Source organism: Comamonas composti DSM 21721 (assembly GCF_000429845.1).
Lineage (GTDB): Bacteria > Pseudomonadota > Gammaproteobacteria > Burkholderiales > Burkholderiaceae_C > Comamonas > Comamonas composti.
This window is the reverse complement of record NZ_AUCQ01000015.1, coordinates 38,669-64,674: the sequence shown is the minus strand read 5'-3', so window position 1 is coordinate 64,674 and position 26,006 is coordinate 38,669. Positions and strand designations below refer to the sequence as shown.

The following is a 26,006-nucleotide window of genomic DNA, read 5'->3' as shown; positions in this document are numbered from 1 at the left end:
TTCTTTGAAAAACAAGCCGCCGCGCCGCGCGCACGGCACAGCCGGCGCCTGCTGGAGCAGGGCCGGTCGGGCATTCGAGGAGAGGAGGCAGGGGGCCGACCCGGGCCGCGAGCGCGGGGCGCGCATGCGGGCCAGGCCCGGGCTTCAGGTCTCGGGTGCGGCAATGCGCAGCAGCGCATCGCGCTCGCGCACCACCAGACCACCGGGTTCTATGCGTATCACGTCCTCGCGCTCCATGGCCTTGAGCTCCTGGTTTACGCGCTGGCGCGAGGCGCCCAGCAACTGGGCCAGTTCCTCCTGCGCAAGGTGCAGGCCGATGCGGATCTCGCTGCCATCCGACAGGCTGGTCACGCCATAGCTGCGCACCAGGTGCAGCAACTGCTTGGCCAGGCGTGCGCGCAGCGGCAAGGTGTTGAGGTCCTCGACCAGCCCGTAGAGCTGGCGTATGCGGCGTGCATGCAGGCGCAGCATGGCTTCGGAGAACTCCACGTGCACGCCCAGAATCTTCTTGAAGTCGGCCTTGGACACGCACAGCAGCGTGGTCTCGCCATGCGCATAGGCATCGTGGGTGCGCCTGTCGCCATCCAGGATGGCCACGTCGCCAAACCAGATGCCGGGCTCCACATAGTCCAGCGTGATCTGCTTGCCCGTGATAGAGGTCGAGCTCACACGCACGGCGCCCTTGGCACAGGCAATCCATTCCTCGGGGGGCTCCCCGCGTGCGCAGATGAGCGTGCCATCTCTGAAACGTTTGACGTATGCGCATCTAAGAATGTCGTGCCTGAGCGATGGTGAAAGAGATGAAAACCAGCGACCTGAGTTGATCGCCTCTCGTTCGTCGATGGTAAGAATCGGATCGTCCATGGCCTGTCTTTTGCGTGACTGAATACCTGTCCATTGTCGCGTGTGGGACCGGAGGTCGATTTTTACGGGTACATCCGGCTGTCGCTTGGGCGTCTAAGAACGTGTTCACGATCTCTACGCAGGCGCGCCGAGAGGAGGTCGTGAACACGCTCTGAAGCCGGCGCTCCAGGGCTCGCCGATCCCGGGTCAGAGGCGCGGCAGGCGTGCGGCCACGGCGTCTTCGCTCACGCCATACAGCGCGGCCAGGGCACGCGGCGTGGCGACCTCGGCAGGCGCGCCCATGTCCAGCATGCGGCCCTGGCCCAGCAGGGCGATGCAGTCGGCGATCTGCAGGCCGTGCTCGGGCTGGTGGGTGGACAGCAGCACGGCCATGCCTTGGGCGCGCAGGGCCGCGATCTGCTCCAGCACCAGGATCTGGTTGCCGAAGTCCAGCGCAGCCGTGGGCTCGTCCATGATGAGCAGCGCGGGCTCCTGCGCCAGGGCACGCGCGATCAGCACCAGCTGGCGCTGGCCGCCACTGAGCTCGGTATAGCGGCGCGTGGCGAGGCCGGCAATGCCCAGGCGCTGCATGCAGGCCAGGGCCAGGGCGCGGTCGCTGCGCGAAGGGCCGGACAGCGCGGACAGGCGCGCGGCGCGACCCATGAGCACCATGTCCAGGACCTCGAAGGCAAAGACCCCGCTCTGGGCCTGGGGCACATAGCCGACGCGGTGTGCGAACTCGGCGCGCGTCCAGCCCTGGATGGGCTGCTCCTGCACCAGCACCTGGCCCGCCAGGGGCGCGAGCAGGCCCAGCAGGGTGCGAAACAAGGTGGTCTTGCCGCAGCCGTTCGGGCCCAGCAGGCACAGCACCTGGCCTGAGGCGATCTCCAGATTGATGCCCTGGCTCACGACCTGGCGGCCATGGCCCGTGGAAAGCTCCAGGGTCCTGAGCACGGGGGCTGTGCCACGATCCGGCCTATCCATGCCGTGCTCCCTGGGCAGAAGACGCCGAAAGGCCGGGGGCGCAGCGCCCGGGGGCAAAGGGCCCGGGGGCAAAGGGCCCGGGGGCAAAGGGCGCGGCCAGGCCGCTCAAGAAGAGTCTGGTTTCATTCATGCCGGCCTGTGCGTGACAGCAGGTAGAGAAAAAAGGGTGCGCCCACGAGGGCCGTGAGAATCCCCAGGGGGAGCTCGATGCGCGCCACGCTGCGCGCCAGGGTGTCGGCCGCGACCACAAAGCCCGCGCCCAGCAGGGCCGAGGCCGGCAGCAGGCGCACCAGGTTGGGGCCGACCAGCAGCCGCGCCACATGAGGCACGACCAGGCCCACCCAGCCGATGATGCCCGACAGCGACACGGCGGCTGCCGTGCCCAGGGTGGCGCAGGCCACGAGCACCAGCCGCAGCCGCGCCACGGGCACGCCCAGGGCCAGCGCCTCCTCGTCGGGCAGGCCCAGCAGGTTGATGCGCCAGCGCAGGGCCAGCAAGGGCAGCAGGGCTGCGAGCATGACCGGGGCCGTGGCCGCGAGCTCGCTGCCGGTCACGGCGTTGAGCCCGCCCATGAGCCAGAAGGTGATCGAGGGCAGCTGGGTATTCGGATCGGCCAGGGTCTTGATCAGCGCAATGCCCGCGCCCAGCAGCGCGCCCAGCGCAATCCCGGCCAGCACCAGGACCAGCACGGGATCGTGGCGGCGCACACCGGCGCTGATGCTCAGCACGATGGCGACGGCGGCCAGCCCCCCCGCAAAGGCCAGGGTCTGCACGGCGGCCATGGACCAGCCGAGCAGGATCGCCAGGGCCGCGCCCAGGCCTGCGCCCGAGGAGACGCCCAGAATGTCGGGCGAGACCAGGGGGTTGCGGAACATGCCCTGGTAGGCGGCCCCGGCTGCGGCCAGCGTGGCGCCCACGGCCAGGCCGGCGGCGATGCGCGGCAGGCGTATGTTCCAGAGCACGGTCTCGGCGGCCGGGGAGAGCGGCGAGGCTGCTCCTTGCAGGCGGGCCAGCAGGGACTGCCAGAGCTGTCCCGGCGCAATCGGGAACTGGCCTGCGGCCAGCGCCCAGAGCAGCACCGCAGCCAGAAGGCCGCCCGCCAGCAGCCAGCCCAGGACCAGAGGCCGGGCCAGGCCGTGCTGGCGATTTTTGCTATCACAAACGAAGCTGCCTGCGCTTGATGGCAGGCGGTTACAGCTAGGAATCACCGAGAAGTCACCATATACAGCGCGCAAGCAGCTATCAAAAAAGCAAGCCGCCAGCCCGGCGGCGCAGTCCGGGCGTGGCGGTTCAGAGCGAATCAGTTCAGCGCTGGGTCAGGTCATTAGAACGTAACCCAGTCATCGTCGGAGCCCGAGGATACCGCGGGCGCCGAGGCCGGTGCGGGTGCGCTCTTGGGCACGGCCGGCAGACTGGCGCGCGGGGCGGCGGGCTTGGCCGCTGGCTTGGCGGCGGGTTTTGCTGCGGGCTTGCTGGGCGCAGGGCTGCTGCGCTGCAGGCCCGCCGGGGCCAGGGCCACGGGGCCGGGTGCGCGCGTCTCGGTGCCCGGTGCGAGCTTGAAGACGGAGACCACGCCCACCAGTTGCTGGGCCTGGGATCTGAGGCTTTCGGCGGCGGCCGCGCTTTCCTCGACCAGGGCCGCGTTCTGCTGGGTCACCTGGTCCATCTGCGTGATCGCATTGCCGACCTGGTCGATGCCGTCGCTTTGCTCGGAGGTGGCCGAGGAGATCTCGGCCACGATGTCGCTCACGCGGCGGATCGAGCCCACGATCTCGCCCATGGTCTTGCCCGCCTGGTCGACCAGGGTCGTGCCTTGCTCCACATGCTCCACGTTGCGGCCGATCAAGGTCTTGATCTCCTTGGCCGCCTCGGCGCTGCGGCCCGCGAGGCTGCGCACCTCGGATGCCACGACCGCAAAGCCCCGGCCCTGCTCGCCTGCGCGCGCGGCCTCCACGGCCGCATTCAGCGCGAGGATATTGGTCTGGAAGGCGATGGAGTCGATGACGCCGATGATGTCGCCGATCTTGCGGCTGCTGTCGCTAATGCCTTGCATGGTGGTCACCACCTGGTCCACGACCTGGCCGCCCTGGGTGGCGACCGAGGCCGCGCCCTGGGCCAGCTGGTTGGCCTGCTTGGCGCTGTCGGCATTGTTGCGCACGGTGGAGCTGAGCTCCTCCATGGTGGCGGCGGTCTGTTCCAGGGCGCCGGCCTGCTCCTCGGTGCGCTGGCTCAGGTCGGCATTGCCGCTGGCGATCTGCGTGGCGCCCGTGGCGATGTTGTCGCTGCTGGTGCGCACCTGACTGACCACGCTCTTGAGCTGCTCCTGCATGGCCTTGAGCGCGGCGATGATGCTGGTGCTGTCGCCGGGCTTGACATCGAGCTGGCGGCTCAGATCGCCTTCGGCAATGGTGGCCGCGATCTGCACCGCATAAGAGGGCTCGCCCCCGAGCTGGCGCATGAAGCCGCGCGAGAACAGCACGCCTATGCCCACGCCGACGAGCAGCGCGAACAGGCTGCCTCCGGCCACGACCCAGGTCACGAAGTTGGCGCTCTGCAGGCTCTCCTTCGCATACTGCGTGGCGTTCTCCTCCTTGGTGTTGGCGGCGGAGGTGATATGGTCGTCAAAGGTCTGGGCCTGGGCCATGAAGGAGCCGTGCAACAGGTCCAGGGCCTCGGACTGCGGACCCAGAGGCGTGAGCGGCAGGGCCTTCTTGACCTGGGCCACATGCTCCTGATAGGCCTTCCAGGAGTCGTCGACCTTGATGAAGATATCCCTGCCCGTGTCCGACCAGAAGAGCGGGCGCGCCTTGTCCAGATTGGTGTTGAACAGGCCAATGCTGTCATCGACTTTCTTCATGGCTGCAGCGCGCTGCTCGGTCGAAGCCGCAAGCACGGCATCGCGCATGGCGCGCTCGATGTAGATCAGGTCGACATTCGCCTCCTTGATATAGGAGATGCCCATCAGGTCGTACTCATGCAGATGCTGGGCGCCATCGCTGACTTTCACGATGCTGTATGCCGCAAAGAGACCAACCACAGCTCCTATGAACGCGACAATGGAAAAGCCCCATAGCAACTTGGTTGAAACCCTTAATCCTTGAAACATAGACGGTCCTTTTTTGAGGCGGGGCTTGTGGCCGGCAAGCAGCGTGCTGACTGTCTGGAGCGATGCCCTGCCATGGTGTTGCCGCCCTGGCCTGCTCTCCCTCCTCAGGATCCGGGCACCCTCTGGCCAAGAGATACGGATCGCCTGATGTTTCGATATTGTGTGTATGCGGCAAGAGGGGGATGGTGCAAACAATGCGGTTTTCCTGCCTCTGTTGCGCGGCTTGCCGCCCAGCCCTCAGAGCGTGTTTACGATCTCAGGCCGCGAGGGCCATGAGCTGCTGCAACTGGGCCGGCGTGAGTTCGGCGCCATAGAACAGCTGGTAGAAGCGCCCAACCTCTTGCGCAAGCGGCGGCAGGCCTTGCAAGGCCTTTGCCTGGGGATGCAATTTTGATAGCATCCAGCGCAATCCCAGCAAGCGGTTCACGCTGGGTGGACCATCCAGCCAGCCAAACGGCCAGTTGGGTGCACAGTGCACGCGGCCCGCACGCACGGCGGACACGCCACGCCATAACGGGTCCTGGCGGACGCGCTGCGCGAACAAGGGCTCCTGGGTGACGATGACCTCGGGGTTCCAGGCCAGGATCTGCTCCATGGACACGCGCGTGAGCCCGCCGCGCCCGGCCTGGGCAGCGACATTGATGCCGCCCGCATACTCCAGCAGCTCCAGATTGATCGAGCCAGCCAGCCCGGTCTCCATGCCGTTGCTGCTGCGCCCCAGATAAACGCGCGGGCGCTGGCCGGGGGCCAGGCTCTGTGTGACCTCACGGGTCAGCGCGGCCACGGCCTCGGCATAGGCGGCGAGAGTCTCGCCACGGCTGGGCTCGCCCAGCAGGGCGCCGACCTGGCGCAACTGCCTGGCGTGCTGTTCCAGCGAGCCCTGCACCAGCACACAGGGCAGGCCGGTCTGCGTGGCGAGTCTTTGCAGGGCCGAGGTATGGCTGGCATCGGCCGTGCCCGAATCCAGCACCAGATCGGGCTGCAATTGCAGCAGGGCTTCCAGCGGCATGGTGCTGCCGCGTCCCGAAAGCCGACCCAGATGCGGCAGATTCTGCAGCGCCGGCCCCAGATGGGCGCGCGCCTGATCGCTCAACTGCTGGGGCCAGCCCAGCAGCTTGTGGGGCGCGAGCACGGCGATCAGCACGCTGGCTGGCGGGCCGGCCGCGAATACGCGGCGCAGTTGCGAGGCATCGGGAATGCGGCCAAAGCTTGCGGCCAGCACCGCGTCTGCAGCGCTGCCCGACAGGGCCTGGGCGAGAGCCGTGGGGCCTGCGAGGGCGCTGCCGAGTCCGGCCGCCAGGGCCTGGCCCAGCCAGCGGCGGCGATCGGGTATTGCGCGACTCATGCCCGGGCCTTTGGTGCTTGCTGCCGCATGGGCTGCGGTGTGCGGGAATCTTGGCGCTGGCGGATCTGGGCATGGCACCAGTCCTGGATCTGCTGCTCGTCGGCGCCCAGCTCGGCGTGCAGGCCTGCGGTAAACCGCTGCCAGTCCTGCAGATGGCGTCTGGCCACGGCCGTGATCACGGGCGCGCCCGCGAGCACACAGGCTGCGAACTCGGCCGCAAAGCCCCGGCCTTCGGCCTCGGCCACGCCAAAGCGGTTGACTACGACCAGATCCACGCCGTCGGCCAGCGCCTTGCGCAGCACTTCACTGGCCTGGGCCAGGGCCTGGGGATTGAGGCTGCAGGCTCTGGAGTCGCTGCCCAGGTCTTGGGATAGCTCAAAACTCTGCGTGCTGCGCAAATCGAACAGCTGCATGCGTTTGTTGCCATTTGCATAGCGGTCCTGGCGATGGATCAGGCCGCCGATGTTCAGCCCCTGCTGCTGGAGCTGGCGTGCTGCGCTTTCCAGCAGCAGCTCCATATGGTGCTGATCATCGTCATGCACCAGGGCGGCAAGCGGCAGGGAGGTGTTTGGTGTGGACATCAAAGTCATTGCTTGATGAGGGTGGAGTAGCTGCAGCGCTAGGCCGGCCCTGCAAACCTGCCCATCGATGGCCCATAGCTTGTAAAACCGGCATGCCCCAAGCCCAGGGATGCCGAGCAAGAGCCGCCTCGCAGCGAAGGCGTCGTCCCCCTGGGGGACACCGCAGCAGGCGATTGAGGAAGCAGGCCCGTCCATTGATGGGCCCGCAGCTTGTAAAACCGGCATGTCCCAAAGCCAGGGATGCCGAGCAAGAGCCGCCTCGCAGCGAAGGTGTCGTCCCCCTGGGGGACACCGCAGCAGGCGATTGAGGAAGCAGGCCCGTCCATTGATGGGCCCACAGCTTGTAAAACCGGCGTGCCCCAAAATCAGGGGCGCCGAGCAAGAGCCGCCTCGCAGCGAAGGTGTCGTCCCCCTGGGGGGAAGCCGCAAAGCGGCTCAGGGGGGATCAAAATTTATACCCAAGATTCACATACCACATGCGCCCCGGCATGGGCAGGCCGTCGTCGAACTGATACCACTTGTCGCCGAGATTGCTCACGCCCACGTCCAGGTTGATATCGTTGCGCGGCTTGTAGCGTGCACGCAGATTGGTCGTGCCAAAGCCCGACATCTTCAGAGCCGTCAGCTGTCCGCTACCGGCCAGCGAGACATAGCGGCCCTTTTCGGCCTCGACCTCGGCATTCAGCTCCCATTGCGCATGCGGGCGCCACTGTACGCCGGCCAGCAGGCGGTGGCGCGGGGTATTCGTGAGCGTGATGCTGCTGTCGCTGGTGTTGCGCCGGCTCAGATAGGTGTAGTTCGCATGCAGGCCCCATTGTGCGGACAGCTCCTGGGCCAGGGACAGCTCCAGGCCCAGATTGCGCGTGCGGCCCACGTTCTGTGCCTGGTTGCAGGTGCTGCCGCCGCAGGCGGCGGAGGGCACGACCACGCTTTGGATCTGGTTGCGCACGCGGCTGTAGAACAGCGCGGCCTGGCCCAGGCCTCCTTCCCAGGGCTTGCCGCTGACGCCGAGCTCCAGGTGGTTGGCGGTCTCGGGCTGCAGGTCGGGGCTGGGCAGGGCCGTGCCCATGCGTGCCGAGTAGCGGTCCTTGATCGTGGGAAAGCGCGTCTTGTGCGAGGCGATCACATAGGCCTCGCTGTCTTTGCCAAGCGCATAGCCGAGCTTGGCCACGCCGTTCGTGGCATCGGCCGAGCCCGTGGGCCATAGATGCACTTCGCGTGCTTCGCGGCGCTCGTGGCTCACCGCCAGGTTCAGGCTCCAGCGTTCGGCCAGCGCAATCGTGTCTTCGGCGACCAGGGAGTAGGTCACGTCGCGGTAGTGCTTTTGCGGGTCCTTGGTTGAGGCCGCATCCGTGTGCTCGTCGATCTTGTAATGGGCGCCGAAGCGCAGCTCATGGCCCGCAAAGCTGTAGTTGGACCACTCCAGGCTTGCGCCCTTGCTCACGTCCTTGTAGCTGCTGGTCGGGTCGTGGCGCGAATAGCTCGCGTCCGTATACATGTCCAGGCCGTTCTTGTAGCTGTCGTGGTAGATCCTGGCCTTGAGCAGATTGTTCTCGCCAATGCGTGTATTGCTCAGGAGGTAGACACTGTCCTTGTCCCAATAGGGCCAGCGCCAGTAGCGGATCACGTTCTTGCCCGTGGCCGTGCCCGTATACACGGGGTTGCCCTTCTCGCCTTCCTGGTGCACATAGCCGAGCGCATACTCGTCGGTGGCATTGGGCGTGAGGCCGATCTTGAACGACAGGCGCTTGTCGGTGCGGTAGGCGTTTTCGCGTTTGTCGCCGGTGTCCGTGGGCTGCTTCTTGAAGTCCTTGAAGCCCTTGGGAAGGGGGAAGGAGTCCGCGTCCAGATAGGAGGCGCCGATCTGGTAGTACCAGGTGTCGAGATTGCCACCGAGGTTGACCGCCGCCTTGCGCTGGCTGCCCGAACCCGCGCCCAGGCGTATGTCGCCTTCGAAGGGCTTGCTGGGCTTGCGCGTGACCAGGTTGATGGCGCCGCCCAGGGTGTTGGGGCCGTACATCAGCGAGGCTCCGGCCTTGGCGACACGCACTTCGGCCAGGTCGAAGGTGGTGAAGCGGCCGAAGTCCACATAGCCGTCATAGGGCACGTAGAGTGGAATGCCGTCCACATAGACCGGCACCTGGCGCGAGTCGAAGCCGCGCACATTGATCATTTCCTCGTTACGGCTGTTGCGCGAAAGGCTGACGCCGGGCAGCAGGCGCACGGCATCGGCCACGGTGTCCGCATTGCGCAGCTCCAGCTGGGCCGCGTCCAGGCGCTGCTCGCTCGTGGCTGCGGGCTCGCCGCTCTTTTGTCCGTGTACATCGACAACGCCCAGCTCAAAGGCCTTGGGACTTGTCTCCTGCGCCTGTGCCTGGCCGCAAAGGGCAAGACTGCCCACGAGCATGGACAGCAGCAAGCTGCGGGGGAAAGGAGGGGTTTGCGTCCGGTCCTGGGGCAATTGGCGGGACGAAGAGCCTGGGATGGGGTGTTTCACGGTACTTGGCTATGCTTTTGTAGATATAGAGATGCTGCTTTCCTATCTGAATGGAAAGCAGATGCATTCTATCGATATGTATTTATATGTATAGCGAGGTGCCGGCCGAAGGACTTGGGGAGAACGCCTAGCCGTACTGTCAGGTGCGGGGCTGAACTGCCGTGGCCTGTTGCACAAATCATCTCTTGGTCGCGGATAGGCTTGGGAGATGGGCTAGCCCTTGCAGTCCAAGCCCCGATACCGCACCACCAACTGGGCACAGTACAACGCAGCGCTCAAGGAGTACGGTGCTGAACGTCGGCGCCAATGGCGCCTTGAACATCGGCATCGATGTCCAGACACTGCAGGTGCGGGCCATCTGCGTCACAACCAAAGATGTCAGTGATGCTGCTGTCGTGTCTCAGTTGCTGGAACAGCTTTCTGCCAGCCAGCCCTTGCTGAGCTTCACAGGTGACGGTGCCTATGTGCGTGACCTCATCTTGGATGGCGGTGCGGGCATAGTCGAGAGAGGCTGCATGAGCACGTCTGTATGCCTTGAGCGCAGCCTCTACGGATTGGGCCTGCGAGAATCGAGTTCTATGTATCCATCTACTTATGAGCTACGCAAATTTGGATGAGGCAAGCTGCCAGTTCTCGGGTGTGCGGGGTACTCACACTCCTGGCTGGCGAAGCCCGAGAAGCTTATGACCGCAAATGAGCAAGACCAGCATTGGATGCGCCACGCCTTGAGCTTGGCGCATCAGGCCGCGGCTGCAGGTGAAGTGCCCGTGGGCGCCGTGGTCGTGAAGAATGGTGTCGTCATAGGGCGTGGGTGCAACAGCCCGGTCAGCGCTTGCGACCCCACGGCCCACGCCGAGATCCAGGCTTTGCGCGAGGCTGCGCAAAGTCTGAGCAACTACAGGCTTGATGGCTGCACCCTCTACGTGACGCTGGAGCCTTGCACCATGTGCAGCGGAGCCATGCTGCATGCACGTCTGGCACGCGTGGTCTATGGTGCATCCGAGCCCAAGACCGGGGCAGCAGGCTCGGTGCTCAATGTGTTCGATGAGGGCCGGATCAATCACCACACCCGGATGGAGTCTGGTGTCCTGGCGGATGAGTGTGCGGCCTTGCTTGCCGATTTTTTTCGCCAGCGCCGGGTCCAGCAGCGTCGCCGGCATCAGGCCTGCCATCCTTTGCAGGACTGGGCATTGCGCAATCCGGATACAGGCCTTGAAGACCTGCCCGGGCTTTTGCCCGTGGACTGGCGCAGCGATCTGGCGGCACTCAGGGGGCTGCGTCTGGCAGTGGTTGACCAGGGTCCCAAGGACGCGCCGCTGACCTGGCTGTGCGTGCATGGCAGTCCCGCCTGGAGCCACTGGTTTGCGCCCTTGATCCGAGGTCTCGCCGCAGCCGGCCAGCGTGTGGTGGCTCCCGATCTGCCGGGCTTTGGGCGAAGCGATCAGCCCAAGAAGCCTGGGCAGCATACGGCGGCCTGGCATGTGCAGGTGTTGGCACAGCTCGTGCAATCCCTGGATCTGCAGCGCATTGTGCTGCTCGGGCATGACGATGGGGCCCGCCTGGGGCTGGCCTTGGCGCAAAGCATGCCAGAGCGCTTTGTGGGCGGCTGGCTCATCAACGCCTGGCCCGGGCAGCAGGCCCCGCAGGCTTATGCAAAATGGTTCGAGAGTGCTGCGCGCAAACCCGGCTGGCCTGTGGCACGGGCCATGGGAGAGGTGGGTGATCCGGCTTTGGACTGGCCTTTTGCGAGGCCTGGTCACCGCGCTGCACTGGAAGCCTGGCCGCGTGTGCAGGCGGAGCTGCCTTCTGTGCCTGGCGAGCTGCTGGCCGTTTGGCAGGCCCGGCAAAAGCTGTGGCTGCAGGGCTCGGCCCTCGATGAGCTTTTGCCTGCATCGCTGTGGAGCGAGGCTTGGGAGCAGGTTTTGTGCGAAGCTGGCGGCCAGCCGGGCACAGCGCAATTATTTGCCCATGGCCATTGGGATATGGAGCCCGTAGCGCTCAGGCTGGTTCAGGCTGTGGAATACTTTGGCCGTTGACTGGGCCGGCCCAGTTTTTTCACCAGCCATATGGAGCCTGTCGCCCAGTTGCGGCATGAAACCGATTTGTCCTCTTTGCGCAAAAACCGTAAACCTACCGAGTCTGCCGAGCAGCCAACCGAGCCCGTACCGCATGAGCATGTGCATGCCGCCGATGGCAGTTGCTGTGGCCATGCCCATGAGCCTGGTGCCAAACATATCTATGTTTATTCGCCCTCGGGTGCGGTGCGCGACAGGAAAGGCTTCAAGCGCGCGATCAAGCGCCTTGAAGCCATGGGGCATGAGGTTGAGGTCGATGCCGACGCTTTGAGCTCCCATCAGCGCTTTGCGGGAGACGATGCCGCGCGCCTGGCCGCTATTCACAGGGCGGCAGCCAGCGGCGCTGACGTGGTGCTGGCCACGCGTGGCGGTTACGGCCTCACGCGCATTCTGCCGGGCATCGATTACAAGGCCCTGGCCAAGGCGGCCGAAAAGGGCATGAAGTTCGTGGGCCTGAGCGATCTCGCGGCCTTGCAATCGGCGTTGCTCGCCAAGACCGGTGCCGTGAGCTGGGCCGGCCCCTTGCTGATCGACGATTTCGGCCGTGCGAGTGACGAAGGGGGGGTGGATGACATCATGCTGGCCTGCTTCGAGGATTTGCTCAGCGGCCAGGGCGAGGGCGCTGGCTGGCGCATGCCCAAGATCGGGCAGGATGCCGAGGGCAAGCCAGCGGTCGAGGATTTCTACGTAGAGGGTGGTGCCACGCTGTGGGGCGGCAATCTGTGCGTGCTTAGCAGCTTGCTGGGAACGCCGTATTTTCCGCAGATCAAGGGTGGCATCCTGTTTCTTGAGGATGTGGGCGAGTCCCCTTACCGCATAGAGCGCATGTTGACCCAGTTGCTGCATGCAGGCGTTCTGGGCAAGCAAAAGGCTGTGGTCCTCGGGCAGTTCACGGCCAGCCGGCTCACGGAGCATGACAAGGGCTTCAAGCTGCAAACCGTGGTTGACTGGCTGCGCAGCCAGCTTGCCATTCCGGTGCTCCAGGGACTGCCTTATGGTCATGTGCCGACCAAGGTGTTGCTGCCCGTGGGGCTGCCGGTGTCCTTGTCGGTGGAAGGGCGTGATGCCTTGATCTACTGGGGGCATACCCACTGACTCCCTGCCAGCCATCGGGAAAGGCATGCCGCTAGCCTTTCCCGATGCGGCCTGCATTCTCAGAGCGTGTTCACGATCTCAGAACGTGTTTACGATCTCCTCGGCGCCGCGCCAGTGTCTGTGCGGGATGGGATGCAAGGCGCGATACCGCAGCAATAGCCGTGCTATTGCGAGGATTCGCAACGCTGCAGACCGCCCGCAAAGGCACTGGCCCGCAGGGTTGGAGCGAAATCGGGCGATTTCTTCGCGTTGTGGCTTGCTTGCACCCCGGTGCAAGCTGCGCCCCATCGCTTTGAACTCATCCCGATTGCGCTCCAACGCGGCAGCGTAGAGATCGTAAACACGTTCTCAGGCCTGTACGCCCGCTCCCAGGTCAGTGCTCAAGCGCCTGCAAACAGGCCTGAGAGGAGCCGGATTCAGCGGGACGGCTTATTCGAAGCGCGCATGCCAGTGCGTAAAAACAGCTTGCTGGCTCCTTGCTCGGCCAGGGGCAAGCGCATGTCTCCGGCCAGATGGACATCCAGGCGCGGGCCCAGGTCGGTCAGCAGCAGACGCACGGCGCCCAACTCCTGTTCGGGAAGATGCGCATGCTGCTGCAGAAAGTTCTCCAGATAGTTGCGCGCATCGACTTCAAGTTCTGAACGCGATATGGCCAGAGAGATATAGCTGATCTCGTCCTGGCCCTGGGTTTCCACGCCCATGAGATAGCAGCCCACATAGTCGCCACGGGTCTGGCCCACGGCGGGATCCTGGCTGAGCTTTTTCAAAAGACTGAAGGGCCACATATCTGCTTTCGGTTACCAAGCGTTTCTTGAGAGCGCAAAAGCCCGATTGTCGTTGCATATGCGGCATAGTTTGAGCTATCGGAGAGATGGTGGTCGTGATACAAGCTGAAACATATTGAAGAGGAGGGCGTAATGGGATGCAATCGTTGGGCACTCTGGCTGGCGAAAGCCGGAGTGGCTGTTGTAGTCACTCTCCTGCTGCTGGGCGCTGTTCTGGCCTCTTATGCAGTGCGGGTGCAGCCCAAGCTTGATGGTGAGCTGATCTTGGCCGGGCTGGAGAACGCGGTCCAGGTGCGCCGCGATGCATCCGATGTCACGCATATCAGTGCTGCCTCCCCCCAGGACTTGTGGCGGGCCTTGGGTCTGGTTCATGCCCAGGAGCGTGGCTGGCAGCTCGAATTCAACCGCCGCCTGATGAATGGCAGTCTGTCCGAAGTGCTGGGCCCTGCGACGCTGGAGCTCGACAAGCTGATGCGGACCCTGGACATCAGCGGCGCAGCCCGGCGCCAGTATGCAGCGCTGCCGGCGTCTGCGCGCGAGGCCCTGCAGGCATACAGCGAAGGCATTGCCGCCTATTACGCAGGCTTGCCGGTGCGTGGTCAGCCTTTGCAGCCCGAGTTCCTGCTTTTGGGCATGGAGGTGAACGTGGGTCACTCTGCGTGGCTGCCTGAAGACAGCGTGGGTTGGACCTTGATGATGGCCTTGGACCTGGGGGGCAACTGGGGTAACGAGTTCGCGCGTCTGGCCTTGCTCTCGAAGCTGAGCACGTCGCAGTTGTGGGAGCTGATGCCTCCTTATCCGGGCGAGGCTCCGGCAACGGCTACCGACCTGGCGGTACTGTACAAAGACCTTGGTGTCTACAAGCCGGATCATGATTCAGCTGCACTGGCTCAGCCCAGGCAGGATACCGAGCAGGCCCTTGAGCTCTGGGCACGTCATTTCGTGCGCGATGCGGGCGTCAATGACGGGCTTGGCAGCAACAACTGGGTGCTCGATGGCAGCCGTACGGTCAGTGGCAAGCCGCTCCTGGCGAATGACCCGCATCTGGGGCTGAGTGCACCGGCCATCTGGTATTACGCTCACTTGCAGTCACCCGCAGGCTGGACGCGCGAGGGCCTGGCCTTGCCGCCTGTCGATGTGATTGGTGCAACCCTGCCGGGATTGCCATTCGTGGTGCTGGGTCGCACCAGCGAAGTGGCCTGGGGATTCACGAATACCAATCCGGATGTGCAGGACTTGTACCTGGAGAAGATCGATGCTGCCGATCCGGGGCGCTACCTCACACCGGACGGTTGGCAGCCGTTTGCCGTGCGCAACGAGATCATCAAGATCAAGGGCCAGGCCGACCTGAGCCTGACTGTGCGCAGTACGCGTCATGGACCGGTGATTAGCGATGTACAGCCCCAATATGAGAACTTGCTGAACAAGCATCGATATGCCGTGGCCTTGCGCTGGGCGGCGCTGGACCCGGACAACCGCACAGTGCTTGCCGGACTGAGAGCGAATGGCGCCAGCAGTGTCGATGAGTTGTTCAAGGCCTTCGAGGACTATCACTCTCCCATGCAAAGCATTGTCGCGGCCGACGTCCATGGCGCGATAGGATTCAAGGCGTTGGGCAGAGCGCCTGTGCGCGCTGCCGACAATGACCTGCGAGGCGTGGCACCGGCACCGGGCTGGCTGGCCCGCTACGACTGGCAGGGGTGGATAGACAATGATCAACTGCCTCAGGACAGTGGCGCGAGCCGGGGCTATGTGGCCACGGCCAATCAGCGGGTGACCGAGCCTGGGTATGCTCACTTTCTGACCCAGGACTGGCATCTGCCTTACCGCCATGAGCGCATCAGCGCCCTGATCGAGGCCAGGCCGCTGCATGATGCGGCCAGCATGGCCGCCATCCAGGCTGACGTGCTGTCGCTGGCCACGCAGAAGCTGCTCCCGTATCTTCAGCGCTCGGCCGATAGCCTCAACGATCCGTTGGGCAGCCAGGCAAGGCAAGCCCTTCGTGGCTTTGACGGCCGAATGGAGGCAGAGCAAGCTGCTCCGTTGATTTTTGCAGCCTGGGCCGATGAGCTCACGCGTGCTCTGGTTGGTTCCCGTGTGGGCGAAGAGCTGTTGTCCATGACCTATGGCAAGCGCGATTTTCGTGCAGGTCTGGGAGGCATTCTGAGCCGTGACGATGCTTGGTGGTGTGCACCGCTTTCCTGTGCCCAGCGGTCCAAGCAGGCCTTGGAGCGTGCGCTGCAGAGACTTGCTGCCGCATATGGCGTGGACCTGGGACGCTGGCATTGGGGCAAGGCGCATCCTGCGCTCAGCGTTCATCGGCCTCTGGGCAGTGCCTTCGGACTGGCAAAGATCTTCAATGTCAGCGTGGCTTCGGGGGGCGACAGCTATACGGTCAATGTCGGCCAATACCATCCGAATCAGCACGACATGCCGTTTGCCAACCGCCATGCGGCTTCCTTGCGTGCAATCTACGATCTGGATCGGCCCGAGAGCTCGCAGTTCATCTACCAGACCGGGCAAAGCGGCCTGGTGTTCTCCAGCCGCTATATCGACATGAGCCAGGCCTGGGCAAAGGGCAGGTACCGGCCTCTGAGAATGGAGTCTGGCATCTGGTGCCGCCAGCAGTTGCTGCTGCCCCAATAGTGCCTGTATATGTACAAAAAGCCCCGGGGCCTTGTGGCCGCCGGGGCGGAGGTTCCTGCAGAAGGGGCATGAAAAGAATCAGAAGGCGTCGGCACTGCATTCGCTTTGTGGCGGATTCTTTGCCAGCATGCACAGCACTTCCTCGGGCGCGCGGGGCTCGGGCATTTCAACCACAGCTTGCTGGGCTGCTTCAAACTCCAGAGGGGAGACGGAAAAGTAGGTCATGGCGTACTCCTCGGTTGGGGGGCTGGGGGATTTCAGTGTGCTACTGTTCAACGCCCGAGCATGTCAGACGGTTGACAGGTTTTGTGAAGTTTTTATGACCTAGCGCCAGCGCGAGGCAAGGAATCCCGAGCCGACTGCGTTGAATGCGCCTGCTTTGCGCCCGGTATGTGGCTGCAAGGCCGCACCGGTGCGTGCTTCTGTACTGAAGTTTTTTGCAGTCTGTGAGTGGTGAAGCCCGCTTCGCAACGGCCTGCCGAGCCAGCTCGGCGGCCTTGTCTGGGCTATTGCTGCGCTATCGCGCTTCGCATCTCATCCAGCAAAGACACTGGGGCGAAGCCGAGGAGATTGTCAACACGTTCTCAGACCCGCGAACCCAACCCTTGACCTGCACAAACACCCGGCGGGTTGCGCGGTCTATGGCAACGAGCAGGTAGCGGCGCTTGGCCTCGTCCTGCATCTGCGGCAGGTACTTCACATCCATGTGCACGAAGCCCGGAACATAGTCTTTGAAAGCTTTGTGGGGCTGTGCAGGCACGGCAGGCTTCAAGGCAGTAAGCGGCCATATGACTGGCCGGGATGCGACAGCTACATGGAGGCTGCGAGCAGTGCCTCATAGTCCCCGGTGCTGGCCAGACGCGGGTTGGTCGCATGGCAATGGTCCTTCAGCGCGCCTGCGATCACAGCCTGGAACTGCTCGCTTTGTACGCCCATGGCGGCCAGGCCCTGGGGCAGGCCCAGGCGCGCATTCATGTCGCGCAGGGCTTCGGGGATGTCGCTACCCGAGGCCAGGCCCATGGCGTGGGCCATGCGCTCCAGCCGCTTTTCCTGCTGCACGCTGGGAGCCTGGGCGTTGAAGTCCACGACGGCCGGCAGAAACATTGCGTTGAGCGTGCCGTGGTGCAGACGCGGATTGATGCCGCCCAGGCTGTGGCTCAGGCTGTGCACGCAGCCCAGGCCTTTTTGAAAGGCCATTGCGCCCTGCATGCTGGCGCTCATGAGCTGGCGCCGGGCCTCGCCATCCTGTGCGCCGTTGCGCGTTGCGCGCTCTATGTGGGCCCAGCCGCGCGTAAGCCCGTCCAGGGCGATACCGTCGGCCGGAGGGTTGAAGGCCGATGCCATGAAGGTCTCCATGCAATGCGCAATCGCATCCATGCCCGTGGCCGCCGTGAGCATGGGGGGCAGGCCATAGGTGAGCTCGGGATCGCAGATGGCCGACCTGGGTACCAGGTGCCAGCTGTGAAAGCCCAGCTTGCGCCCGTCGTCGACGATGAGAATGGCGCCGCGCGCGACCTCGCTGCCCGTGCCGCTGGTCGTCGGCACGGCAATGATGGGGGCTACGCGCTCGCTGATGCGCGGCGAGCCACCTTCGATGGTCGCGTAATGGGTCAGTGGCCCTTCATGGGTGGCTGCAATCGCCACGCCTTTGGCGCAGTCGATGGCGCTGCCGCCGCCCAGGGCGATCAGGCCGTCGCAGCCCTGGGCCTGGTAGATGGCGGCTGCCGCGCGCACGGCGGCCTCCGTGGGATTGGCGGGCGTGGCATCGAACACTGCATGCGGCAGATTGCCGAGCGCCGCCTCGGCCCTGTCCAGCAGGCCGGCGGCCTTGATGCCGGGGTCGGTGACGATCAGCGGGCGGTTCAGGCCCAGGCGCTCGCACTCCTCGCGCAGCAGGCGCAGGGCACCGAAGTCGAACTGGATATGGGTCACGTAATTGATGAAAGCCATGAGAGGAACTGAGGTGTCGTTGATTACTATCTGAGCTTCGAATTTAGAGCGGAGAAGCAGACATGGGCATGAAGCTAACCCTGAAACCGGGGCTGTTGGGCGCCTTGATCGTCACCTGTGCGACTGGTGCACAGGCTGCCTGTCTCGATCAAGCCCAGATCTCGGCCTGGGTCCAGGGCTATGTGGCCCAGCAGCCTGTGAGCAATCCGCCGGCCGATCTCAGCGATGCCGATGGCGCCTGCACGCGCGCGCGGTTTACGGCAGCCCTGGAAAAGCAGGGTGCAAAAATCATCGGCTACAAGGCCGGGCTCACGAATCCTGCGGTGCAAAAACGTTTCTCCACGGACAAGCCGGTCTGGGGCAAGCTCTACGAAGGCATGCTGCGCCCCGACGGGGCCCGGATGCCTGCCAAGTTCGGTGCACGCCCCTTGTTCGAGGCCGACATGCTGGTGCGCATCAAGAGCGCCGGCATTGCGTCTGCGGCCACGCCTCAGCAGGTGCTGGAGAACATAGACCAGGTCGTGCCCTTCATCGAACTGCCCGATCTCATGGTCGAGGCACCACCCAAGCTCAATGGCGCAGGCGTTGCGGCGATCAACGTGGGCGCACGTCTGGGCGTGATGGGCAAACCGCTGGCCGTGCCCCGGGATTCGGCCCTGCGCAGCGCCTTGCTTGACGGGCTGCGCAGCATGCAGGTCGTGGTGAGGGACGGCGAGCAGGAAGTCGTGCGCGGCAAGGGCAGCGATATTCTTGAGCACCCGTTGAACGCCGTGAGCTGGCTGGCCCGGGCGCTGGCCTCCGAAGGGCTGGCGCTGCAGCCTGGCGATTGGGTCAGCCTGGGCTCGTTCTCGCCGCTCATGCCAGCCAAGCCGGGCCAGGCCATCAGCGTGAGCTATGAGGGTCTGCAGGGGCTGGAGCCCGTGCATGTGAGCTTCGAGTGAGTCTCGGGCGGTGTGTGCTCTTGCTGCGGGCCCGCCAGCGCATGAGTAGCCCGGGCGACCTTGCAAGTATGTGAATTGCTGCATGATGTGCGGCCCTGCTGCTGCTCGCCATGTCGGCCGGGCAGGCCTCGCCCATCCCATTGCCATCAGCCTTTCGTGACCAGCGATTCCGATCTCCCCGACTCCCTGACCCCGGCCATGCGCGACGTGCTGCGCCGCATGGCGCGTGCGGCGCGCTCGCCCTTGCACCATCTCACACCCCAGGCTGCACGCGCAGCCTACGAGGCTGGCTCCGGCGTGCTTGAAGTGCCCAGGCAGGAGCTCGCACGCGTCGAGCAGATATCGATTCCCGCACGCGATGGCGCAGCCCTGGATGCGCGGCTTTATGCTCCGGCGACCAGGGGCCGGCAGCCCGAGGGCGGTCTGCCCGTGCTGCTGTACCTGCATGGCGGCGGTTTTACCGTGGGCAGCGTGGCCACGCATGACGGCCTGTGCCGCCAGATCGCCCATCTTGCAGGCTGCATGGTGGTCTCGCTGGACTACCGGCTTGCGCCCGAGCACCGCTTCCCCACGGCCAGCAACGACGCCTGGGACGCCTTGCAATGGCTGGCCGCACATGCGGCCACGCTGGGTGCCGATGCCTCGCGCCTGGCCGTGGGCGGCGACAGTGCAGGCGGCACGCTGGCTGCAGCCTGCGCCATTCTGGCGCGCGATGCCGGCCTGCCGCTGGCGCTGCAGTTGCTGATCTACCCGGGCTGTACGGCGCATCAGGACACGGAATCGCACCGCCGCTATGCCAAGGGGCTGGTGCTGGAGGATGAGGCCATCAGCTGGTTCTTCGCGCAGTATGTGCGCAGCCCCGAGGACCGTGAGGACTGGCGCTTTGCCCCGCTGCTGGCACCCGATGTGGATGGCGTGGCCCCGGCCTGGATGGGGCTTGCCGAATGCGATCCGCTGGTCGACGAGGGGGTGGAATACGCGGACAAGCTGCGCATGGCGGGCGTGGCCGTGGAGCTGGAGATCTACCGTGGCGTGACCCATGAATTCATCAAGATGGGCCGAGCGCTTGCCGAGGCGCGTCAGGCCCATGCGGACATGGCCCGGGCCTTGAAGGCCGCCTTTGCCGCAGGCTAGTTGGGGAGCTCGTCAGCGAGCTCTCCGCGAAACAGAAAATCAAACCCTTAGGAAAGCTATGCAACGTCAGGATTTTCGCTGCCTCACCCGTATCGAGGTGCGCTGGGCCGAGGTCGATGCCCAGAAGATCGTTTTCAATGCCCACTATCTGATGTATGCCGATGTGGCCGTCACCGATTACTGGCGCCTGATGGGCCTGCCTTACGAGACCGGTTTCGAGGCCCTGGGCGGCGAGGTGGTGGTGAAGAAGGCCAGCACCATCTACCACGCCTCGGCCACGCTGGGCGATGTGCTGCATGTGGGCATGCGCTGCGTGGAGCAGGGCAATACCTCGCTGCGTTTCGAGGCCGGTATCTTCCGCGGGCTGGAGTTGCTGAACGCGGTGGAGCTGGTCTATGTGTTCGTCGACAACGCCACGCGCAAGCCCCTGGCCGTGCCGCAGCAGTTGCGCGACATGCTCACGGCCTTCGAGGCCGGGCAGGATGTGGCCCGGCTGGCCTCGGGCAGCTGGAACGATCTGGGGCGCGATGCCGAGCGCCTGCGCATGGCGGTGTTTGTGCAGGAGCAGGGCGTGCCGCGCGAGATCGAGATCGACGAGCTCGATCCCGTGGCCCGCCATGCGGTGATCTATAACGGCGCGGGCCAGCCGATTGCCACGGGCCGCCTGGTCAGCGATGCGCCGGGCGTGGGCCGCATAGGTCGCATGGCCGTGGACCGGGGCCTGCGCGGCGGCCGCTGGGGACGCATGGTGCTCGACAGCCTGATCGAGGCCTCGCGCCAGCGCGGCGATCGCGAAATCGTGCTCCATGCCCAATGCCATGCGCAAAGCTTTTATGCGCGCGCAGGCTTTGCGCCCGAGGGCGAGGTCTATGACGAGGCCGGCATTCCCCACATCACCATGCGCATGAAGCTGTGATGGCCGCGCTGTCCACGCAGGAGCGCTGATGGAATCGGTCTGGCTTTTCGTGGCCCTGGGCGCTGCGCTCGCGGGGTTTGTGCAAGGGCTTTCGGGCTTTGCCTTCGGCATGGTGTCCATGTCGGTCTGGATCTGGGTGCTGGAGCCCCAGGTCGCGGCCACGCTGGCGGTCTTCGGGGCCCTGGTCGGGCAGTTGGTGGCGGCGTTTTCCGTGCGCCGCGGCTTCGATCTCCGAATGCTGCTGCCCTTCGTCGCCGGAGGGCTCGTGGGCATTCCCCTGGGCGTGGCGCTTTTGCCCAGGCTCAACATGGATGTGTTCCGGGCCTTGCTCGGAGCCTTGCTTGTGCTGTGGTGCCCGGCGATGCTGATGTCTTCGCGCCTGCCCCGGCTGAAGGCCGGCAATCGCCTGGCCGACGGCCTGGTGGGCATGCTGGGCGGCATCATGGGTGGACTCGGCGGCTTCACGGGAACCCTGCCCACGCTGTGGTGCACGCTGTGCGGCTACGAGAGGGACAGGCAGCGCGCCATCATCCAGAACTTCAATCTGTCCATGCTGGCGGTGACCATGCTCACCTATCTGGGCACGGGCCTTGTCACGCGCGATGTGTTGCCGCTGTTTGCCATCGTGGCACCGGCGATGCTGATCCCCACCTTTCTGGGCACGCGCATGTACCTGGGCATCAGCGATCTGCGGTTCCGGCAGATCGTGCTGGGGCTGCTCACGGCTTCGGGCGTGATCCTGCTGGCCAGCTCCGTGCCGAAGCTGATATCGATTTATTTTTGACGAAAAATGGCTGAAGCGCTTGTGTAGTAAGCGCTTGCAGCTATCAAAAAAGTAGTTGGATGCTGAGGCCGAGCGGGCTCAGATATCTTCCTTGAGCGCATAGGGCAGGGGCAGGAGCTGCAGCGCCACGCCCTGGCCGGAATCGGCCGTCTGGCCTTCGGCCAATGCCGCATGGGCAAACAGCGGCTCTTGGCTCGATGCAACCTGCATGGAGACCAGTGCATCCCAGCCTCCCTGGGGCGCGGGCGCTGCCTGGACGATGCTGCCCGTGGCCTGCTCCAGATCCTCGGGCGTGAAGACTTCCATGCCCGTGCTCAATGCCTGGGCGGCGTGTACCAGATAGGCGCGGCGCTTGAGCGTGCCGCGAAACTGGCTGCGCGCCACGATTTCCTGGCCCGGGTAGCAGCCTTTCTTGAAGTTCACGCCGTCCACGGACTCGTAATTGAGCATCTGCGGCACAAAGGCGTCGGCCATGGGAGCGGTCAGGGTGGCGATGCCGCTGGCGACCTCGCTCCAGGCCCAGAGCGCGGGATCCAGCGGGCTGCCTTGGGGCGCAGGCTCGCCGGCTGGCGCAACCCATAGCGCGCGCGGCTGGCTGCCTGCGGGGTAGAGCGCAACCACGCTGGCCAGGCCCAGGTCCTTCTTGCTCCAGGGGCTGGCACCGGTGCCCAGCGCCTGGGCTGCGGGCTCGCCGGCCAGGCCGTAGAGCGCGAATTCGGCCGTGGCGTCCGTGAGCTTGCACTTGGTGCGCAGCACGAACATCGACAGGCGCTTGAGTGTGGCGGGCAACAGGCTTTGATCGCAGACCAAGAGCACTTCGTCCTGGTCGCGCTTGAAGCCGATCATGCTGGCCAGCATGCGGCCCTTGGGCGTGCAAAAGGCCGCGAGCCGGGCCTGACCGGCCCCGAGCAGCGCAAAATCGTGCGTGAGCTGGCCGTGCAGGAATTTGGTGGCCTCCTCGCCCTGGGCGCGGATCAGGCCTAAATGGGTCAGAGGGACAATACCGTTCAGAGAAGAGGTCAGGGGCTGGGTCATGGCTGAATTATGATCCCCGCTCTATTGCTTATGGGGACTGAGGTTGTGCGCTTCGTAATTCGCGCTTTTTTGGCGCTGGTGCTGCTGGCCGCTGCCGTCGCAGGTGCCGGCTGGTGGTGGCTCAACCAGCCGCTGGTGCTGAGCCAGCCCGTGCTGGAGCTGGAGATCGAGCCCGGCACCACGCCGCGCGGCGTGGCCCGCGAGGTCGTCAAGTCCGGCGTGCAGACCGATGCGCGGGCGCTCTATGCCTGGTTTCGCATCTCGGGCCGGGACCGGCAGATCAAGGCCGGCAACTACGAACTCGCCCAGGGGATCACGGCCTACGGGCTGCTGCAGAAACTGGCGCGCGGCGAGGAGTCGCTCAAGGCCCTGACCCTGGTCGAAGGCTGGAACTGGCGCCAGGTGCGTGCGGCACTGGCGCGCGAGGAGTTTCTGCGCCAGGACAGTGCGGTGCTCGATGACGCGGCCCTCATGCAGGCCCTGGGCCGGCCCGGCGTGGCGCCCGAGGGGCGCTTTTTCCCCGACACCTATACCTATGCCAAGGGCAGCTCGGACCTCGCCGTGCTGCGCCGCGCCCTGCATGCCATGGACAGGCGTCTGGCCGATGCCTGGGCCCTGCGCGCGGCCAGCTCGCCGCTCAAGACGCCCGACGAGGCCCTGATTCTGGCGAGCATCGTGGAGAAGGAAACCGGGCGCGCAGCCGACCGCGCGCAGATCGCCGGCGTGTTCAGCAACCGGCTGCGCATAGGCATGCTGCTGCAGACCGATCCCACGGTGATCTACGGCATGGGCGAGAAGTTCGACGGCAATCTGCGCCGCCGCGACCTGCAGACCGATACGCCCTGGAATACCTATACGCGCGCCGGCCTGCCGCCCACGCCGATTGCCATGCCGGGCAAGGCCGCACTCATGGCAGCAGTCCAGCCCGAGGCGACCAAGGCCTTGTACTTCGTCGCGCGTGGCGACGGCACCAGCCATTTCAGCCCCACGCTGGACGAGCACAATAGGGCGGTCAACCGCTATCAGCGGGGCCAGCGCTGAGGCGCGGCCCGGACAGGATTTATGAATTCCCCTTTCACCCACGGCTTGTTCATCAGCTTCGAAGGCATAGACGGGGCCGGCAAGTCCTCGCATATCGAGGGCCTGGCCCAGGCTTTTCGCAGGCAGGGCCGCGCGGTCACGCTCACGCGCGAGCCCGGGGGCACGCCTCTGGCAGAGAAGCTGCGTGCCCTCATGCTGCACGACGCCATGGACCCGCTGACCGAGGCCTTGCTGGCCTTTGCGGCCCGGCGCGATCACCTGTGCGAAGTCATAGAGCCGGCGCTGGCGCGCGGTGATGTGGTGTTGTGCGACCGCTTCACCGATGCCACCTTTGCCTACCAGGGTGCGGGCCGGGGTTTCGATCTGCAAGCCCTGACGGTGCTGGAGCGCATGGTGCAGACGGGGACGGCCCCTGAGCCCGGCCTGCTGCGCGAGCCGCATCTGACGCTGTGGTTCGACCTGCCGGCAGAGCTGGCTGCCCAGCGCCTTGCGGGGGCGCGTGTGCCCGACCGCTTCGAGGCCGAGCCCGGCAGCTTTTTCGCGCGCGTGGCCGCCGGCTATGCGGCGCGCGCCGAAGCCGCACCCCGGCGCTTTGCACGCATCGATTCCAGCGCCAGCCGGGAACAGGTCTGGCACAGCATTGCCCAGCTCATGCTGGAGCGCGGCCTGCTGGGCGAGGCCGCGCTCGCGCAGCCGGGCACGGAGGCCGCATGAGCCAGGATCTTTTGCCGCCCGAGGCTTCGGCCCCCTGGATTGCCGAGCAGCGCGCGAGCCTGCTGGCCCAGCGCGGCCATGCCTGGCTGCTGCAGGGCCCGTCGGGCCTGGGCCAATACGCGCTGGCGCTGGAGCTGGCGCGTGCCTGGCTGTGTGAAGCGCCTGCGGAGCAGGGCGCTTGCGGCGCATGCCCGAGCTGCCATGCGATCGCGGTGCGCGCGCACGCGGATCTGTGCGTGCTCATGCCCGAGCTGCAAATGCAGGAGCTGGGCTGGCCCTTGAGCGAGAAGGCCCAGGCCGAGATCGACGACAAAAAGCGCAAGCCCAGCCGCGAGATCCGCGTGGACGCCATGCGTGATGCCGTGGAGTTCTGCCAGCGCACGAGCGCGCGCGGGCGTGGCAAGGTGGTGCTGGTCTATCCGGCCGAGCAGATGAATGCCATCACCGCGAACGCCTTGCTCAAGACCCTGGAGGAGCCGCCCGGCGATGCGCGCTTTGTTCTGGCCAGCGAGGCCGCGCACCAGTTGCTGCCCACCATACGCAGCCGCTGCCTCACGCACACCATGAGCTGGCCCACTGATCAGGCTGCGGGCCAGTGGCTGGCCGGCCAGCAGATCGAGCCCGGGACCGCCGAGGCCGCCCTGCGCGCAGCGGGTGGGCGCCCCGGCGATGCGCTGGCCCTGGCCCGCAGCGGCGCGGCCCAGGCCTGGGCGCAGTTGCCGCGTGCCCTGGCCAAGGGCGATGTGGCGGCCCTTGCGGGCCATGCTCCGGCCGGGGCCGTGGCCGCGCTGCAGAAGATCTGTCACGACCTCATGGCGCTGGCTGCGGGGGCCGAGCCGCGCTTTTTCACGCGTGCCGATCTGCCCTCCAGGCCTTTGGCCATGGACGGGCTGCAGGCCTGGTCGCGGGAGCTGGTTGCGGCTGCGCGCACGGCCGATCACCCGTTCAACACCGGGCTGATGATGGAGGCCCTGGCCGCCCGCGCCAAAGGCGTACTGCTCTCAGGCAGCAGCCCGCGCGCCAGGCGTTGAGGCTGCGGCGTCTGTTAATCTACGCGGATGCGGCGCCAGCCCCCGGGCCGCGCCTGCCCCACTCTCATGTCCTGAGCCTGCCATGGAAAAAACACCTGCCACACCCCGTCCCAGCGTCATGCAACTGGCGATCAAGGAAAAGGCTGCGCTGTACGCGGCCTATATTCCTTTGTTCGCCGAAGGGGGGATCTTTGTTCCCAGCCAGCGTGACTACCAGCTCGGCGATGATGTCTACGTGCTGCTGACCCTGCCTGACGATCCCCAGCGCTACCCCGTGGCCGGCCGCGTGGCCTGGGTCACGCCGGCGCGCGCTTCGGGCAATCGCGTGCAAGGCATTGGCGTGCGCTTTCCCAAGGACGAGAAGTCCGTGCAGCTCAAGGTCAAGATAGAGCAGATCCTGGGTACGGCCCTGGGCTCGGAAAAGCCCACCCAGACCGTCTGACATCCGGCCCTGCTGCAGCCTCATGCGCTCCGGCCCTGGCGCGCAGGGCTTTTGATTGCTT

Annotated in this window: 22 protein-coding genes and 2 pseudogenes; 12 read left to right on the top strand and 12 right to left on the bottom strand. The window is 65.4% G+C overall.

The genetic code is table 11. The features are described 5' to 3' along the window. Positions 1-144 precede the first annotated feature (144 nt). The 7 genes from G486_RS0110885 to G486_RS0110855 form a co-directional block, all read right to left on the bottom strand. Positions 145-864, bottom strand: a complete 720-nt coding sequence (locus tag G486_RS0110885) for a Crp/Fnr family transcriptional regulator (RefSeq protein WP_027015558.1) — start codon at positions 862-864, stop codon at positions 145-147. Positions 865-1,050: 186 nt separating this feature from the next. Next, entirely contained in the window at positions 1,051-1,827 is a 777-nt protein-coding gene (locus tag G486_RS0110880) for an ABC transporter ATP-binding protein (RefSeq protein ID WP_034387337.1), read from the bottom strand. Between the two features lie 122 nt (positions 1,828-1,949). Then, a complete protein-coding gene (locus G486_RS0110875; RefSeq protein ID WP_027015556.1) occupies positions 1,950-2,948 on the bottom strand; it encodes a FecCD family ABC transporter permease in 999 nt (332 codons plus the stop codon). Positions 2,949-3,151: 203 nt separating this feature from the next. Then, positions 3,152-4,933 (bottom strand): methyl-accepting chemotaxis protein, encoded by a 1,782-nt coding sequence (locus tag G486_RS24710; RefSeq protein ID WP_027015555.1) that lies wholly within the window; start codon positions 4,931-4,933, stop codon positions 3,152-3,154. Positions 4,934-5,189: 256 nt separating this feature from the next. Then, positions 5,190-6,278 (bottom strand): ABC transporter substrate-binding protein, encoded by a 1,089-nt coding sequence (locus G486_RS0110865; RefSeq protein WP_027015554.1) that lies wholly within the window; start codon positions 6,276-6,278, stop codon positions 5,190-5,192. Beyond that, positions 6,275-6,859 (bottom strand): DUF2478 domain-containing protein, encoded by a 585-nt coding sequence (locus tag G486_RS0110860; RefSeq protein WP_027015553.1) that lies wholly within the window; start codon positions 6,857-6,859, stop codon positions 6,275-6,277. Before G486_RS0110860 ends, G486_RS0110865 begins: the two co-directional genes overlap by 4 nt. Positions 6,860-7,304: 445 nt before the next feature. Further along, positions 7,305-9,266 carry a TonB-dependent receptor plug domain-containing protein gene (locus G486_RS0110855; protein ID WP_034387374.1) on the bottom strand — a complete coding sequence of 654 codons (1,962 nt, stop codon included), beginning with the start codon at positions 9,264-9,266 and terminating at the stop codon, positions 7,305-7,307. 367 nt (positions 9,267-9,633) lie between these two features. Between G486_RS0110855 and G486_RS24010 the strand changes: the two are divergent. The 3 genes and pseudogenes from G486_RS24010 to G486_RS0110840 form a co-directional block, all read left to right on the top strand. After that, positions 9,634-9,874, top strand: a pseudogene (locus G486_RS24010) (transposase); the annotation flags it as partial. A gap of 165 nt (positions 9,875-10,039) precedes the next feature. Beyond that, positions 10,040-11,392 carry a tRNA adenosine(34) deaminase TadA gene (gene tadA, locus G486_RS0110845; protein ID WP_034387334.1) on the top strand — a complete coding sequence of 451 codons (1,353 nt, stop codon included), beginning with the start codon at positions 10,040-10,042 and terminating at the stop codon, positions 11,390-11,392. Positions 11,393-11,422: 30 nt separating this feature from the next. Next, a complete protein-coding gene (locus tag G486_RS0110840) occupies positions 11,423-12,526 on the top strand; it encodes an LD-carboxypeptidase (RefSeq protein WP_211233781.1) in 1,104 nt (367 codons plus the stop codon). A gap of 416 nt (positions 12,527-12,942) precedes the next feature. On the opposite strand, the gene G486_RS0110835 is transcribed toward G486_RS0110840, so the two are convergent. After that, a complete protein-coding gene (locus G486_RS0110835; RefSeq protein ID WP_027015549.1) occupies positions 12,943-13,311 on the bottom strand; it encodes a hypothetical protein in 369 nt (122 codons plus the stop codon). Positions 13,312-13,443: 132 nt separating this feature from the next. On the opposite strand from G486_RS0110835, the gene G486_RS22100 reads away from it, so the two are divergent. Then, on the top strand, positions 13,444-15,957 hold the full coding sequence (locus tag G486_RS22100; RefSeq protein ID WP_051303418.1) for a penicillin acylase family protein: 2,514 nt from the start codon (positions 13,444-13,446) through the stop codon (positions 15,955-15,957). A gap of 78 nt (positions 15,958-16,035) precedes the next feature. On the opposite strand, the gene G486_RS24300 is transcribed toward G486_RS22100, so the two are convergent. The 3 genes and pseudogenes from G486_RS24300 to G486_RS0110815 form a co-directional block, all read right to left on the bottom strand. Further along, complete coding sequence (locus G486_RS24300; protein WP_169728590.1) at positions 16,036-16,182, bottom strand: hypothetical protein; 147 nt, start codon at positions 16,180-16,182, stop codon at positions 16,036-16,038. A gap of 382 nt (positions 16,183-16,564) precedes the next feature. Then, positions 16,565-16,699, bottom strand: a pseudogene (locus G486_RS23555) (IS481 family transposase); the annotation flags it as partial. 68 nt (positions 16,700-16,767) lie between these two features. Then, positions 16,768-17,907, bottom strand: coding sequence for an iron-containing alcohol dehydrogenase (locus G486_RS0110815; protein ID WP_027015547.1), 1,140 nt, complete (start codon positions 17,905-17,907; stop codon positions 16,768-16,770). 62 nt (positions 17,908-17,969) lie between these two features. On the opposite strand from G486_RS0110815, the gene G486_RS0110810 reads away from it, so the two are divergent. The 4 genes from G486_RS0110810 to G486_RS0110795 all read left to right on the top strand — a co-directional run bounded on the left by G486_RS0110810 (position 17,970) and on the right by G486_RS0110795 (position 21,682). Continuing rightward, positions 17,970-18,848: a 2-keto-4-pentenoate hydratase gene (locus G486_RS0110810; RefSeq protein WP_027015546.1), complete on the top strand. Its 879-nt coding sequence runs from the start codon at positions 17,970-17,972 to the stop codon at positions 18,846-18,848. A gap of 198 nt (positions 18,849-19,046) precedes the next feature. Further along, positions 19,047-19,982, top strand: a complete 936-nt coding sequence (locus G486_RS0110805; protein WP_084455214.1) for an alpha/beta hydrolase — start codon at positions 19,047-19,049, stop codon at positions 19,980-19,982. Positions 19,983-20,040: 58 nt separating this feature from the next. Then, a complete protein-coding gene (locus tag G486_RS0110800) occupies positions 20,041-20,898 on the top strand; it encodes a YbgC/FadM family acyl-CoA thioesterase (RefSeq protein ID WP_027015544.1) in 858 nt (285 codons plus the stop codon). Between the two features lie 28 nt (positions 20,899-20,926). After that, positions 20,927-21,682: a sulfite exporter TauE/SafE family protein gene (locus G486_RS0110795; RefSeq protein WP_027015543.1), complete on the top strand. Its 756-nt coding sequence runs from the start codon at positions 20,927-20,929 to the stop codon at positions 21,680-21,682. Between the two features lie 78 nt (positions 21,683-21,760). Here G486_RS0110795 and ygfZ read toward each other — a convergent pair whose 3' ends face one another. After that, positions 21,761-22,717 carry a CAF17-like 4Fe-4S cluster assembly/insertion protein YgfZ gene (gene ygfZ / locus G486_RS0110790; RefSeq protein ID WP_027015542.1) on the bottom strand — a complete coding sequence of 319 codons (957 nt, stop codon included), beginning with the start codon at positions 22,715-22,717 and terminating at the stop codon, positions 21,761-21,763. Positions 22,718-22,747: 30 nt separating this feature from the next. On the opposite strand from ygfZ, the gene mltG reads away from it, so the two are divergent. The 4 genes from mltG to G486_RS0110770 all read left to right on the top strand — a co-directional run bounded on the left by mltG (position 22,748) and on the right by G486_RS0110770 (position 25,945). After that, positions 22,748-23,758: an endolytic transglycosylase MltG gene (mltG, locus tag G486_RS0110785; RefSeq protein WP_407059795.1), complete on the top strand. Its 1,011-nt coding sequence runs from the start codon at positions 22,748-22,750 to the stop codon at positions 23,756-23,758. Between the two features lie 21 nt (positions 23,759-23,779). Next, positions 23,780-24,472, top strand: coding sequence for a dTMP kinase (gene tmk / locus G486_RS22095; RefSeq protein ID WP_051303415.1), 693 nt, complete (start codon positions 23,780-23,782; stop codon positions 24,470-24,472). Beyond that, positions 24,469-25,503, top strand: coding sequence for a DNA polymerase III subunit delta' (holB, locus tag G486_RS0110775; protein WP_027015540.1), 1,035 nt, complete (start codon positions 24,469-24,471; stop codon positions 25,501-25,503). Before tmk ends, holB begins: the two co-directional genes overlap by 4 nt. A gap of 82 nt (positions 25,504-25,585) precedes the next feature. Then, entirely contained in the window at positions 25,586-25,945 is a 360-nt protein-coding gene (locus G486_RS0110770) for a PilZ domain-containing protein (protein ID WP_027015539.1), read from the top strand. Positions 25,946-26,006 lie beyond the last annotated feature (61 nt).